The sequence below is a fragment of the Ephemeroptericola cinctiostellae genome (genome assembly GCF_003339525.1).
GTDB classification, from domain to species: domain Bacteria; phylum Pseudomonadota; class Gammaproteobacteria; order Burkholderiales; family Burkholderiaceae; genus Hydromonas; species Hydromonas cinctiostellae.
Map to the genome: position 1 here is coordinate 212,646 of NZ_CP031124.1, position 12,958 is coordinate 225,603.

A 12,958-nucleotide genomic window follows, 5' to 3' on the forward strand; every position below is an offset into this window, starting at 1 on the left:
AAAAAGCACTGATATTCTGTTTTCATTTCGCCGTATATCCTGTTTATATTTTTTCTTAAACCCACTACCATCTAGGCATTGGCTTTATTTGATCTTTAAACCAGCAGAATATCATTCCCATTTAAATCCAACATGCGGCGCGATATTCCTTTGATTTAATGCTTGACCATAACAATACATGATTGGAGTTGTTTCATCAACACTGATTAAAACCTTCATCCCATCATTGTGTCTGACACAAGTATGATTTAATAATGACTTTGCTCACCATCATTTTATCTTCCATCATTCATGTACCGTCACCCTCACCATTCCCTTTATGCCCTGACCCTTCCCGTCCTTCTCGGCTACATTCCTCTGGGTTTGACTTTTGGCTTTCTCATGGTCTCACAAGGCATTGCGTGGTACATTCCGATTCTATTCAGTGTGTTTGTTTATGCGGGAGCGGCGCAGTTTTTGGCAGTGGGTTTGATTGTCAATCGCGTGCCGTTGGCGGATGTGGCCTTGTTGACATTTTTGTTGAATTTACGGCATATTTTTTACGGTTTGTCGCTGTTTGATTTTTTACCGCACGGGTTGTTGAAGCGGGTGTATTTCATCTTTGGGATCACGGATGAAACGTACTCTTTGATGACCAGCACACCTGAGGTGAATAAGGACAATGCGTTGTCGGTGGTGGCGATCAATCACCTGTATTGGGTGGTTGGGACGATCATCGGGGCGTTGTTGGCGAGTTCATTGCCGCCCATCAAGGGGGTTGAGTTTTCGTTGTCGGCGTTGTTTGTGATTTTGCTGGTGGAGCAGATTCGGATGAATCCATCCATGAAGTTGTTGGCGATGGGGATTTTGGCTTGTGTCTTGGCGACGTTGATTGCGCCGAGTTATTTTTTGGTGTTGTCCAGCGCGATTGCTCTGGCGCTGTTGATCGGTGATTATGTTTTACAGGCAGGCCGTTCGACGAATGGAGGTGCTGCATGATGCCGCTCAGTCAAATGTTGGTCATGATTGCATTGATGGGCGCAATCACTTGGGGGTTACGCGCGTTGCCCTTTTTCTTTAAGGACTGGTTGAATGCGCATCCGCTGGTGGATTATATTAAGACGCGCTTCCCTTTGTTGATGATGTTGATTTTGGTGGTGTATGCGTCAGAGGCGTATAAAACGCAACATTGGGCGGACATACAGACGGCGGTGTTGTGCATGGGTCTGACTGCGGTGTTGCAATTTTTCTTCCGCAATGCATTACTGAGTTTGTTCGCGGGCGTGGCGTTGTATGTGGTGATGGTGAATGGTTAGGCGCAACCGCTCAAATGATTCACCTGTTGATACGTTAAAAACCCTGATGACCTATTTTGTAGGGAATCAGGGTTTAATTTTTGAATTGAAAGCAGACAAAAGTCCCTCTCAATACCCACTGTCATCCAATGATTAAATGCGTCAAACACCACTGTTGTGTTTTATGCTTTTTTGACAAGCCCATGGGTGTTGCATAGAATCCCCCACTCCGAACACCACACTCAAACAGTCGCACAGCAGGGTTTCACTTTGCAATGCCCGACATTCGCATGGGATAGAAGGCTGGCTCAATCCGTCCGATGCACCACCCCAACCCAAATTTCAACCTCTCCCATGCCTGTTTGTGGGTCAAAGCGCTCATCGTATCGTTCAAAATCAGGGGTGTGGGCGGATTCATAACTGCTGTGCAACAGCCAATCATAAATTTTTTGCCACGTTTCTCGAATGCCGACAATCGCACCCGAATGGACAAACACCGCGTAACGCACAGGCCCAATGCGCACACGGCCAGTCTCTGCGGACAAGCCATCGAACGATGAGACTTCGACGCTTGTCATGTATTCGAAACTGCTGGCATCATGTCCACACATCACCCCATAGGTGGTGTCTTGCGTTTGCGATGGCAAGGGGAGTTGTTGAACAAAAGTTCGCCACTGCATGGGAATATTGGCAGCAGCTTCGTTGTAATTGTGATGGTGACGCAATCCAGCAAGCAACATGGAATGGCCATGTTCGTAGCGGTTGGGTTGGAAGGTGTTCATGGCTTTTCCTTTTGATGACAGTTGAAAGGCGATGGATGGCAGCTCAAGGGGGCTCGGCACAGCCACACAGCCCATGGTGCGAGACCGCGTGATGCCGCCCTTGCTGCTATATTACTACGACTTTTTGCGCTCATTTGGATGAATCGCATTGAAAAGTGCTCAAGGCAGCCTCCGTCGTTCGATCTCGATGTGATGCAAATACCCCGTGAACACATCGCGTGGCGGCTTCAGTTTGAGCTCAGACAACATGCGCCCAATCATGCCTCGGTGATAGCCACCGTGGGTGATGAGATGAGCAAGGATTTCTTCGCGGCTCATGCGCCCCTGTTGACCATCTGTAAAAGTGAATGCAATCGATTCCGCCAGCTGCGGCGCAGTGAGCGAAGCAATATAATCGATGTACCACGCATCGCTTGCCCTCACCCGTTCAGCCAATTCACCCAACGTTGGCGTGTCGGGGGTGTTACTGGCGGTGTAATCGTGTGCCTCACCGATGAGGTGAGCGGCAAATATGCGGTCTACGACGTGTGTGTGGTTGAGCAGGCGAATGGCGAGCTTGTGCATTTTTGGATGCGCTTCAGCATCAATGTCTCGCACACCAACAAGCAACTCTTGGTTCGCCCAAGCTTTGTATTCAAACAAGGAGGTCAGTAAGGAGGAGGTGCTCATGGTGATGGTCTCTTGATGCTTAATTGATGCTTAATATTTAAAACAAAGTCCCTCGCATGCCCCGAGGTGGCGCCTCACGGAGGGCGTGCGACCCGTGTGTGCATGCACGGTTCATTTTGGCACAGTTGCCCACCGTGCAAATGGATTTTAAGTGCCCTCGATGAAAAAACAGGCCTTCAGATGTGATTGCCAATGAGAATGTCATGCTCTTTTCTTCCAAGCACCGCAGCTGAACCCGCATCAGATCAAACGTCAAACAATCGTTTACTTATATAACTTATTGATAAACATACATTTAAAAAATATTTCCATGTTTAAGTGAAGTCCACGATTATTCTTTATAATGCAAAATCAATATGCTGACATATAACTTACATTCTGTTCACATTTGAACCAACCAGCGCATGACACCACTCTTTTGGAGAACACACATGAAATTCTTTGCACAACTCGCATTGCCTTTATCCCTTTTAGCGGCGCTCACAGCATGTGGTGAAAAAAAGCCTGAAACAGCAGCCAAACCTGCTGATCAGGCGGCAGCTCCTGCAGCGGCCAGCAGTACCGCCAATCTTTTGGATGCATTGAAAGCCAAAAAAGTCATCCGCATTGGCACCGAAGGGACCTATGCGCCATTCACTTTTCATGATCAAAAAAATGGCAATGCATTGACAGGCTTTGACGTTGAAATTGCTAAAGAAGTGTTCAAACGTGTGGGCATCGAAAAAGTCGAATTCGTTGAAGGCCCTTGGGACAGCTTGATTGCAGGCGTCGATGCCGATCGCTATGATGCGGTGGTCAATGAAGTGGGCATCAATCCTGAGCGCCAAGCGAAGTATGATTTTTCTAAACCATACATCGACTCGCCAATGGTCGCCATCACAAAAGATGACAACACCAGCATCAAATCTCTGGAAGACTTGAAAGGCAAAAAGGCCGCACAAACCTTGACCAGCAACTTTGGCAAAACCGCTGCAAAAATGGGTGCTGAAATCGTATCGGCAGATGGCTTTGCGCAAACAGTCGACTTGTTGCTTTCAGGTCGAGCAGATGTGACATTGAATGACCGTTTGTCGTTCCTTGATTTCAAAAAACAAAAACCCGATGCAAAAATCAAAATCGCGGCCACGGACAAAGAAACCGCCAGTTCAGGCATTTTGGTGAAAAAAGGCTCACCTGAGCTGCTCGCGGCGATCAACAAAGCGATTGATGAAATCAAAGCCGATGGCACGTACGGTAAAATTTCAACTCAATTCTTTGGCATTGATGTTTCCAAATAAGTCTTTTCTGTACAACAAGCAGACCTTGTGCGGTCTGCTTGTTGTACAAGTTGAGCGTTTCAAAACCCAAATGATGCAAGCCCCTTGGTGTGTGCACATAAGGCGCTTCATCCACCTTGCGCTCTTTTAGAACCGCATACCGTTATTTCAAAAAACCCTTTGCTTTTCGGGCATTTAAAGTTGAGGTTGTGCATGACGTCGTTGTGCGCAATATAAAAAACAAAAACATTCAAGCACACCAAGCCACTGATTCATTCGGTGTAACAGCGACAACTCAAACACAATAAGGTTTCTATGGATGCTCGTCTCCTCGACATTTTGACCAGTTCGTTTATACCATTTGCCATCGCGGCATTGAAAGTCACGATTCCCTTGGCTTTGGTGTCATTCATCTTGGGTTTGATTTTGGCATTTTTTACAGCTTTGGCGCGGCTGTCGTCCAACAAGCTGTTGCAAAGCATCGCCCAATTTTATGTGTGGATCATCCGAGGCACACCCTTGCTGGTGCAGCTGTTCATTATTTTTTATGGCCTGCCGTCACTCGGCATCACGCTCAATGCGTATGTCGCAGCAACCATTGCGTTCTCGATGAGTGTTGGCGCCTACGGTTCAGAAACCATCCGTGCGGCGATTGAATCCATCCCCAAAGAGCAATGGGAAGCGGGACAAACGTTGGGCATGACCTACTCACAAATCCTCAAACGCATCATCCTGCCACAAGCGGCGCGGGTGTCCACACCCCCATTGTTCAATGCATTCATCGGCTTGGTCAAAGACACCTCGTTGGCTGCCAGCGTCACCGTGGTGGAGCTGTTTCGAAAGGCTCAAGAAGTGGCAGGTGTGACCTTTGAGCCACTGTGGCTGTATACCGAAGCCGCACTGATTTACCTGATCATTTGCACCGTGTTGTCGTACTACCAGCGCAAAACCGAAATGTATTTCAACCGCTTTCACGCATAAAGGGCTGACCCATGATTCGCGTCACCAATTTAGTCAAAGCCTTTGATGGCAAAGAGATTCTGAAAAACATCAATGTGACCTTTCCACAAGGCAGCACAACCGTCATCGTCGGCCCATCGGGCTCGGGCAAAACCACCTTGCTGCGCTGCCTGAACTTGCTCGAAACGCCCACATCGGGCAGCATTGCTTTTGATGACACCATTTACACATTTACACCAAATGAACCATTATCCACAGCACAGGTGCTGAACTTGCGGCGAAAATCGGGCATGGTCTTTCAAAGTTTTAATTTGTTTCCACATAAAACCGTCGAACAAAACATCATCGAAGGCCCCATCATCGTTAAAAAGCAAAGCAAAGCCAGTGCCCTTGTGCAAGCCCATGCCCTGCTCGAAAAAGTGGGCTTATCGGATCGCGCCCAACACTACCCGCATCAATTGTCAGGCGGGCAAAAACAACGGGTGGCCATCGCGCGTGCATTGGCGATGGAACCTGAAGTGATTTTGTTTGACGAGCCCACATCGGCACTGGATCCTGAACTGGAACAAGAAGTGCTCAAAGTCATCCAGTCCTTGGCCAGCGAGCACAGCACCATGATCATTGTCACGCACAACCTCGAGTTCGCACGCAACATCGCGGACTTCGTGATTTTTATTGAAGCGGGGCACATTGTCGAGACTGGGAATGTTGCACAAGTGTTTGAGCAACCACAGCACAAACGAACGCAAGAGTTTTTAAACTTATTTGGTCGCACAACTTATTAAACTTAACGGCTCTAATCAATTGGCCGCAGCACACAAGGACACAGCATGTCGCACACACATTACAAACTCAACACCAAATTAATTCACGCAGGCGTCGAACCCGATCCCAGCACAGGTGCAATCATGACACCAATCTACCAGACCTCTACATTCGTGCAAAGCGCACCGGGTGAGCACTTGGGTTACGAATACGCACGCTCACAAAACCCCACTCGGACGGCGTTGCAAAATGCATTGGCCGCAGCAGAAAATGCCCAATTCGGTTTGAGCTTTAGCAGTGGCATGGCGGCCACAGACACCGTTCTGCGCCTGCTCAATCCAGGTGATGAAATCATCGTCAGTGACGATTTGTACGGTGGCACATACCGCATTTTGACCAAGGTGTATGCCCGCTTCGGCATCAAGGTCAATTTTGTCTCGATGGCACAAGCAGGTAATATCGAATCCACCATCAATGCCAATACAAAAATGGTGTGGGTTGAAACCCCAACCAATCCCTTGATGAACATCGTTGACATCGAAGCCATCAGCAACATCGCGAAAAAACACGGCTTACTGACCGTCGTTGACAACACATTTGCATCCCCTTATTTACAAAACCCATTGGACTGGGGGGCAGACATCGTCGTACACTCAGCGACCAAATACCTTGGCGGCCACAGTGATGCAGTCAATGGCGCGATTGTGCTTAACGATGCCGCCCTTGAAGAGCAGCTGCGTTTCATTCAAAACGGTTGCGGTGCTGTACCGGGCCCACACGATTGCTGGCTGATTTTGCGCGGTTTAAAAACCCTTCATCTGCGCATGCAACGCCATTGCGAAAACGGCGAAAAAGTCGCTCATTTTTTACGCAACCACCCCAAGGTCGAAAAGGTTTTCTGGTGTGGTTTTGAAGACCACCCCAACCACGACATCGCCAAAAAACAAATGCGTGGCTTCGGCGGCATGATGTCCTTCATGCTCAAAGAAGACAGCATTGAGGCTGCGCACAACGTCCTGAAAAACACCAAACTATTTGCCCTCGCCGAATCCCTCGGCGGGGTCGAATCACTGATTGGCCACCCCGCCAGTATGACCCACGCCGCCATCCCACGCGAACAGCGCATGGCGAACGGCTTGAGTGATTCATTGATTCGTTTGAGTGTTGGCGTGGAAGATGTGGAAGATTTGATTGCCGACTTAACGCAAGCCATTGGCTGAGCATGATGCGGCGATGAGTCTGGATTGATAATGTGGATTGCGCTCAATATAAATTTGCAACTTGGTTGACTTGATTTTTTGGGGCTGACATTGCGTGTAAGCTCCACACGCACCAGCCACATTTAAACATTCAGAAAATTTAAACACCTGCAAAATCGTTTTTTCAAAGTGACATGCAACAGAGCCCACAGACAAGAGTCGTGGGCTCTGTTGCATTCCATTTGGCTTCAAATGACACTCAAAATGATGGCTGTTTTACGGTTCAAAACGCCTACCATTTATCGCGATTAAGGTCATTTCAGGGTCATTTGAGCAAGCTGTACAAATTGTATGTGCTGACCAAAGTAATCAATGTCCCCACCAAAACCAGTAACGTTTTGGTTTGAAAATGGCGCGTCGCATAGGCCGCAAATGGTGCAGCAAACAAACCACCAATGACCAACCCCGCGACAATCGACCACACACTCGCATCAAGTAAAGTGAAAAAAGCAGCCGCCACCGAAACAGTCAAGAAAAACTCTGCAAAATTAACCGAACCAATCGTCGTGCGTGGGTTGTGACCAGCCCCGACCAACGATGTTGTGACCACAGGCCCCCAACCGCCACCACCCGTGGTGTCCACAAAGCCACCCAAAACGGCCAACGGAATGATTTTTCTCAAATGAATTTCATGCTGTACCGTGAAACGACGAAAAGCTTTGCTTAAAATATACAAACCCATGACCAACAAGTAAGCGCTGATGTATGGCTTCAGCACTTTGCCGTCCACATTGGTCAGAACATACGTGCCGACCAACGCCCCGATGACCCCAGGAATGACAAGGCTCAAAAACAATTTTTTATTCACATTGCCCAATTTCAAATGCGACACACCTGAAACACCAGTGGTGAAAACCTCAGCCAAATGTGTCGCCCCACTTGCCAATGCAGGCGGCGCACCCAGTGCGAGTAAAAACGTGCTTGAGGTGATGCCGTAGGCCATGCCCAAGGCACCATCAATCACTTGCGCAATCAAACCCACCAAAAGCGCACTCCAAAACAAGGGATTGTGCAGTGCACCGTTAATCAACTCAACCCCACTTTGGCTGTGCTGTCCAAAAAATAAGCTGTAAAGCAAATACGCGGCTAAGGCCACCAAAGTGGCAACCACCACGTATGCCGCAATCTTCAAGATGGGATGCTCTTGGGCATGGGTAACTTCATATTCAACAGGCGGGATGCCCAATGCGGCATGTGCGGGGTTGAGCGTGGTGTCCTCAAGGTCAAGGTGACGGATTTTCATGATGATTTCCTGTTTGTGGTTTTGTAGGTTTTAATTGGTGAATGCATGCATTTAAAGTCGACATCTGGCTGATGCTATTCACTGAACACCGTTTGTGTCTTAATTGATTTGATCATCTCTTCATTCAACTCTGGGTTACACAACTGCATGAAATGATAAGCAAAACCCCGTAAAAAATGACCTTGACGCACAGCGATGCGGGTCATGTTTTGTGGGAATAAATGACTGGCATCCAGCAAAGTCAAACCGCTGTCTTTATTGGCATCGAACGCGACACTGGCAATGATGCCCACCCCCAATCCCAGTTCAACATAGGTTTTGATGACGTCCGAATCCAGTGCCGACAAAATGACGTTGGGCTTGCAACGAGCCGCCCTGAAACGCTCATCGATCACGCTGCGCCCTGTAAATCCCTCGTGGTAGGTCATGATCGGGTGTTGCGCAATGGCTTCAAAGCTCAATGAGGGCTCACCCACCAAGGGATGATCGTGTGGCACAACCACCGCATGCCGCCATGCATAAAATTTAAACGACAGCAGCTCATTCACGTGCGCCAATGCTTCGGTGGCCACGCCAATGTCGGCCTCACCATCTTGCAACATTTGAGCGATTTCATGCGGACTGCCTTGATGCAGTTTGAGGCGTACATTCGGGTAAGTTTTTTTGAATTCACGCACCACACGCGGCAAAGCATACCGCGATTGCGTGTGCGTCGCAGCAATCACCAGCTCGCCTTCATCGCGGTCAACGTAGTGGCTGGCAAGGTTTTTGGCATTATGCGCATCTAACAAAATCCGCTCAGCAATCACCACGAGCTCACGCCCCGGCTCGGTCAAATCCACCAGCCGTTTACCTTTACGCACAAACAACGTCAGCCCCAGCTCATCCTCCAAATCTTTGATGTGCTTGGATACGCCGGATTGCGACGTGTACAGTGCACTGGCCACATCCGTCAAATTAAATTGATGACGCACTGTTTCACGCAAAATACGCAATTGTTGGAAATTCATTGTGTCCTCTCTGTTCTATTCATGCCATGTGATTGAGTGCATTGTAGAGAGGATTTAATATAAACAAAACCAATATAAAATGATTTAATTATTCAAATTACTGCTAAAGAAAGCTTTTATAGGCTCAGATGGGCTTGAACTTCATGCTTTTGCCCGTGCACTTTAGCAAGATTCAGGTGTGCAAACAGCCAAATTCGTTCTAGAATAACCACAACGAATAGGCAAAAAACAGGCAAAACGGGGGAGAATTTTATGGATCAGCACAACAATCAGTTCACTCATTTTGACCGAGTGGCCGATGCCATTGCCTTCATTCAAGCCAAGCTCCACGATCAACCCAGCCTGGATGCCATTGCTGAACATGTGGGCTTGAGCCCCTACCATTTTCAACGCATATTCAGCGAATGGGCTGGCACCAGCCCGAAGAAGTTTCTGCAATTTTTAAGTATTTCTTACGCAAAAAAACTGCTCAAACAACCCCACACCTCAATACAAGATGCCGCTTTTGAAACAGGTTTATCGGGAGCCAGTCGCCTGCATGACCTGTTCATCCACATCGAAGGCATGACACCTGGTGAATATAGAAATGGTGGCGAAGGCCTAACCATCCATTACAGCTTTGCTCGCACGCTGTTTGGCCCCCTCTTGGTCGCCTCGACAGCCAAAGGCATTTGCCACATGGCCTTTTGTACGAATGAAAAAGCCGCGCTCACAGGGCTTAAGCATGAATTCCCCAATGCACATTACCTTCTGATGCTTGATGAGTTTCAACAAAACGCCTTATTGATTTTCAATTACACATGGCATGAACTGCACCCCATCAAATTGCATCTCAAAGGCACGAGCTTTCAGCTCAAAGTCTGGGCCAGTCTGCTCAACATCCCTTTGGGCGAACTCGCATCCTATGGCGAGCTCGCCGCCCGCATCGGTCAACCCAAAGCCGCACGCGCTGTGGGCTCGGCCATCGCCCACAACCCCATCGCTTACCTGATCCCCTGCCATCGGGTCATTCAAGCCACGGGCACCCTGGGCAATTACCGCTGGGAGGCCTCACGCAAAGCCGCCATGATTGGCTGGGAATTGGCGCATGTGCAACATGCCGACGAGTGACCTATGGATTTATTCAACGACGCCTTTGATCCATCCTTCAACCTGCTGCCCTACGATGGCAGGGTGAGCTATTTTGGCCACATCATGTCCGACGCACATGCCGACCATTATTTTGATCAATTACATCGCAGCACCGCATGGCAGCACGATCAAGCCCACATCGCTGGCAAACTCATCACCACCGAGCGAAAAGTGGCTTGGCATGGCGACGCTGCGTTTGCTTACACCTACTCGGGCACAACCAAGCATGCACAGCCTTGGACCGACACATTGTTTGAACTCAAGCAAAAAATAGAAAGCATCACCAAAACAAGCTTCAATTCATGTTTGCTCAACCTCTATGCCAATGGACAACAGGGCATGGCGTGGCACAGCGACGATGAGGCCTCGCTCGGCCACAACACCTGCATTGCCTCACTCAGCCTCGGTGCGCAACGCACATTTGCATTCAAACACAAAACCACCGCCCAAACCATCACTTTAGAACTCGCGCACGGCAGCCTGTTGCTGATGCAAGGTGAGACGCAGCACCATTGGCTGCATCGACTACCGCCTCGCGCCAACATGCATCAGGCACGGATCAACCTGACCTTTCGAACAATTGTGAATCATCCCTTCCCGTGAGGCCCATCAAAAAATCACAATCAGCGTTTCACTTTGACCTTCAAAGTGGCTCTGCCCACTTGATGCATGTGCGCCATGAAGCCAATCATCGCAGGCGAAGCATTTTCAGGAACCCCCAGCTGATCCACGTCCAATGCATGCAAGGTTAAAATATAACGGTGAGCGGGTGCACCTTGAGGTGGGCATGGGCCACCATAATGTGCTTCACTGCCATCGTTGTGAGCCTCAATCGCTCCTGCGGGCAATACCGAATCCTGTCCAATTCCAGCAGGCAAACCTGTTACCTGAGCTTGAATGTTATACACCACCCAATGCCACCAACCACTGCCCGTGGGCGCATCGGGGTCATACATCGTGAGCACAAAACTTTTTGTGCCTTTAGGGGCACCACGCCATGACAACTGCGGTGACTGATTCCCTCCTGTACATCCAAAACCGTTGAGCATGTGTTTTTGCGCCACGGCTTGACCGGGCACAAAATCAGCGCTGGTCAATGTGAATGGCGTTTTGGCATGCGCCGCCATGGACACAAGCGACGCGCACGCCATCAAAATGGCAAAGCTTTGTTTTCTCATCATTTTTTCTCCTGTAAACACCTTTAGATCAAAAGTGTGCCCCCATTGTAGCCAGATAAAAAACACATTGAAATGATGCCAATTGCAATATATGATTGCACCATGCGCAAAAATGACGACCTCGCCGCATGGCGAATTTTCTTTCGAGTGATCGAGCTGGGCTCCATCAGCAAAGCAGCGAATGAAGCCAATGTAGAACCCTCGTCCATCAGCCGCCGTTTGAGCGCCTTAGAACAGCGCGTCGGCACGCAACTGCTTAACCGCTCCTCCCGCTCCGTTACACTCACAGAGGCCGGTGCACACGCATATGAAAAAATCCGTCTACTGGTTGATGAAATCGATCACGCCACCGATGCGCTCGTGCTTGAGCCTTCCACCCTGTCAGGGTTGATTCGACTGGCAGCGCCTATCTCACTGGGCGATCATGATGTTTTATTACAATGGCTCACCGATTTTCAAATCCGACACCCAGCCATTCAAATCGAATTGAAATTATCCAATTCATTTGTTGATCTTTTAGAGGAAAACATTGATCTCGCCATTCGTGTCGGCGCCCTAAAAGACGAACGCTTGATTGCCCGCCCATTGGGTGAGATGCACGCCATCATGTGCGCCAGCCCACACTACTTAGAACAGCACGGCACCCCTCAACATCCATCGGAGCTACTGAACCACCGCCAAGTCATTTACACGGGCATGATGGCACGCGGCAAAGTCACGCTCACACGTGGTGAAGAACAATTCAGCCTGATGCCACAAGGGCACATGCGCATCAATCACTTAAACGCCATTCACCGTGCCGTACTGGCGGGCGCGGGCATTCATTTGATTGCCCCTTTGTGGCATTGTGTGGATGATTTACAAACAGGTCGCTTGATTCAAATTTTACCTGAATGGCAATTACCCAGCTCTCCAGTCCACTTGATGCGCCAACCCCATCGCCACACGCCCCAACGGGTTCAGGCACTCAGTGATTGGCTGCACTCACATTGGACCCGCTGGATGGACCACACCACCGCATGACAAAAAATGATGCAAATCGCCCTTGACGCCATGTGTCCTTGCATTTTTTTGCATCACAACAACATATTTTGATTTTTTCTCATTAAAAAGACTTGCGCACCGTACAAACCTTGGCTATAATTTCGTTCTCACATATAGAGGCGTCGCCAAGCTGGTTAAGGCACTGGATTTTGATTCCAGCATGCGAAGGTTCGAATCCTTCCGCCTCTGCCAAATAAAATAAAAAAGTGTTTGTTAAGGGGCTTACCTGACAAACGCTTTTTTTTTATTCATGTGATGTGTCGCTGCAGCTTATTGGACCACCTTCGGACGGTCTTACCTCAGCCCACACGAGCCCAGCGCTCAGATTTTCCAGTCCATTTGCACCCATCGTGCAATGAACTAAACCCATCCTCTTTCATGCTCACC

General features: G+C 48.9%; 14 protein-coding genes and 1 tRNA gene. 10 read left to right on the forward strand and 5 right to left on the reverse strand.

Going from position 1 to position 12,958, the window contains the following annotated elements; genetic code table 11:
• The first annotated feature begins 291 nt into the window (after positions 1-291).
• Positions 292-978, forward strand: coding sequence for an AzlC family ABC transporter permease (locus tag DTO96_RS01065; protein WP_114561800.1), 687 nt, complete (start codon positions 292-294; stop codon positions 976-978).
• A complete protein-coding gene (locus DTO96_RS01070) occupies positions 975-1,295 on the forward strand; it encodes a branched-chain amino acid transporter permease (RefSeq protein ID WP_114561801.1) in 321 nt (106 codons plus the stop codon). The genes DTO96_RS01065 and DTO96_RS01070 overlap by 4 nt, the downstream gene beginning before the upstream one ends.
• Positions 1,296-1,582: 287 nt before the next feature.
• Here DTO96_RS01070 and DTO96_RS01075 read toward each other — a convergent pair whose 3' ends face one another.
• Together DTO96_RS01075 and DTO96_RS01080 are read right to left on the reverse strand one after the other, a co-directional pair.
• Positions 1,583-2,056: a GyrI-like domain-containing protein gene (locus DTO96_RS01075; protein ID WP_114563864.1), complete on the reverse strand. Its 474-nt coding sequence runs from the start codon at positions 2,054-2,056 to the stop codon at positions 1,583-1,585.
• Between the two features lie 159 nt (positions 2,057-2,215).
• Positions 2,216-2,725: a DinB family protein gene (locus DTO96_RS01080; RefSeq protein WP_114561802.1), complete on the reverse strand. Its 510-nt coding sequence runs from the start codon at positions 2,723-2,725 to the stop codon at positions 2,216-2,218.
• Positions 2,726-3,156: 431 nt separating this feature from the next.
• Between DTO96_RS01080 and DTO96_RS01085 the strand changes: the two genes are divergently transcribed.
• The 4 genes from DTO96_RS01085 to DTO96_RS01100 all read left to right on the forward strand — a co-directional run bounded on the left by DTO96_RS01085 (position 3,157) and on the right by DTO96_RS01100 (position 6,926).
• The gene (locus tag DTO96_RS01085; protein WP_114561803.1) at positions 3,157-4,002 is read left to right on the forward strand and encodes an amino acid ABC transporter substrate-binding protein; all 846 of its coding nucleotides are present in this window, start codon (positions 3,157-3,159) and stop codon (positions 4,000-4,002) included.
• Between the two features lie 294 nt (positions 4,003-4,296).
• Positions 4,297-4,962 (forward strand): amino acid ABC transporter permease, encoded by a 666-nt coding sequence (locus tag DTO96_RS01090; protein WP_114561804.1) that lies wholly within the window; start codon positions 4,297-4,299, stop codon positions 4,960-4,962.
• A gap of 11 nt (positions 4,963-4,973) precedes the next feature.
• Positions 4,974-5,726 (forward strand): amino acid ABC transporter ATP-binding protein, encoded by a 753-nt coding sequence (locus tag DTO96_RS01095; protein ID WP_114561805.1) that lies wholly within the window; start codon positions 4,974-4,976, stop codon positions 5,724-5,726.
• Between the two features lie 45 nt (positions 5,727-5,771).
• Positions 5,772-6,926, forward strand: coding sequence for a cystathionine gamma-synthase (locus DTO96_RS01100; protein ID WP_114561806.1), 1,155 nt, complete (start codon positions 5,772-5,774; stop codon positions 6,924-6,926).
• 304 nt (positions 6,927-7,230) lie between these two features.
• Here the strand turns inward: DTO96_RS01100 and DTO96_RS01110 are convergent, their stop codons facing one another.
• Positions 7,231-8,208: a sulfite exporter TauE/SafE family protein gene (locus DTO96_RS01110; protein ID WP_114561808.1), complete on the reverse strand. Its 978-nt coding sequence runs from the start codon at positions 8,206-8,208 to the stop codon at positions 7,231-7,233.
• 74 nt (positions 8,209-8,282) lie between these two features.
• Positions 8,283-9,218: a CysB family HTH-type transcriptional regulator gene (locus DTO96_RS01115; protein ID WP_114561809.1), complete on the reverse strand. Its 936-nt coding sequence runs from the start codon at positions 9,216-9,218 to the stop codon at positions 8,283-8,285.
• Positions 9,219-9,470: 252 nt separating this feature from the next.
• Here DTO96_RS01115 and DTO96_RS01120 point away from each other — a divergent pair, with 252 nt between their 5' ends.
• Both DTO96_RS01120 and DTO96_RS01125 read left to right on the forward strand, forming a co-directional pair.
• A complete protein-coding gene (locus DTO96_RS01120) occupies positions 9,471-10,328 on the forward strand; it encodes a bifunctional transcriptional activator/DNA repair enzyme AdaA (RefSeq protein WP_114561810.1) in 858 nt (285 codons plus the stop codon).
• A 3-nt stretch (positions 10,329-10,331) separates the two neighbouring features.
• On the forward strand, positions 10,332-10,952 hold the full coding sequence (locus tag DTO96_RS01125) for an alpha-ketoglutarate-dependent dioxygenase AlkB family protein (RefSeq protein WP_114561811.1): 621 nt from the start codon (positions 10,332-10,334) through the stop codon (positions 10,950-10,952).
• Positions 10,953-10,972: 20 nt separating this feature from the next.
• Here DTO96_RS01125 and DTO96_RS01130 read toward each other — a convergent pair whose 3' ends face one another.
• Positions 10,973-11,530: a YbhB/YbcL family Raf kinase inhibitor-like protein gene (locus tag DTO96_RS01130; protein WP_225972527.1), complete on the reverse strand. Its 558-nt coding sequence runs from the start codon at positions 11,528-11,530 to the stop codon at positions 10,973-10,975.
• A gap of 99 nt (positions 11,531-11,629) precedes the next feature.
• Here DTO96_RS01130 and DTO96_RS01135 point away from each other — a divergent pair, with 99 nt between their 5' ends.
• A complete protein-coding gene (locus DTO96_RS01135) occupies positions 11,630-12,550 on the forward strand; it encodes a LysR family transcriptional regulator (protein WP_192879005.1) in 921 nt (306 codons plus the stop codon).
• Between the two features lie 136 nt (positions 12,551-12,686).
• Positions 12,687-12,763: transfer RNA gene (locus DTO96_RS01140), tRNA-Gln, on the forward strand.
• Positions 12,764-12,958 lie beyond the last annotated feature (195 nt).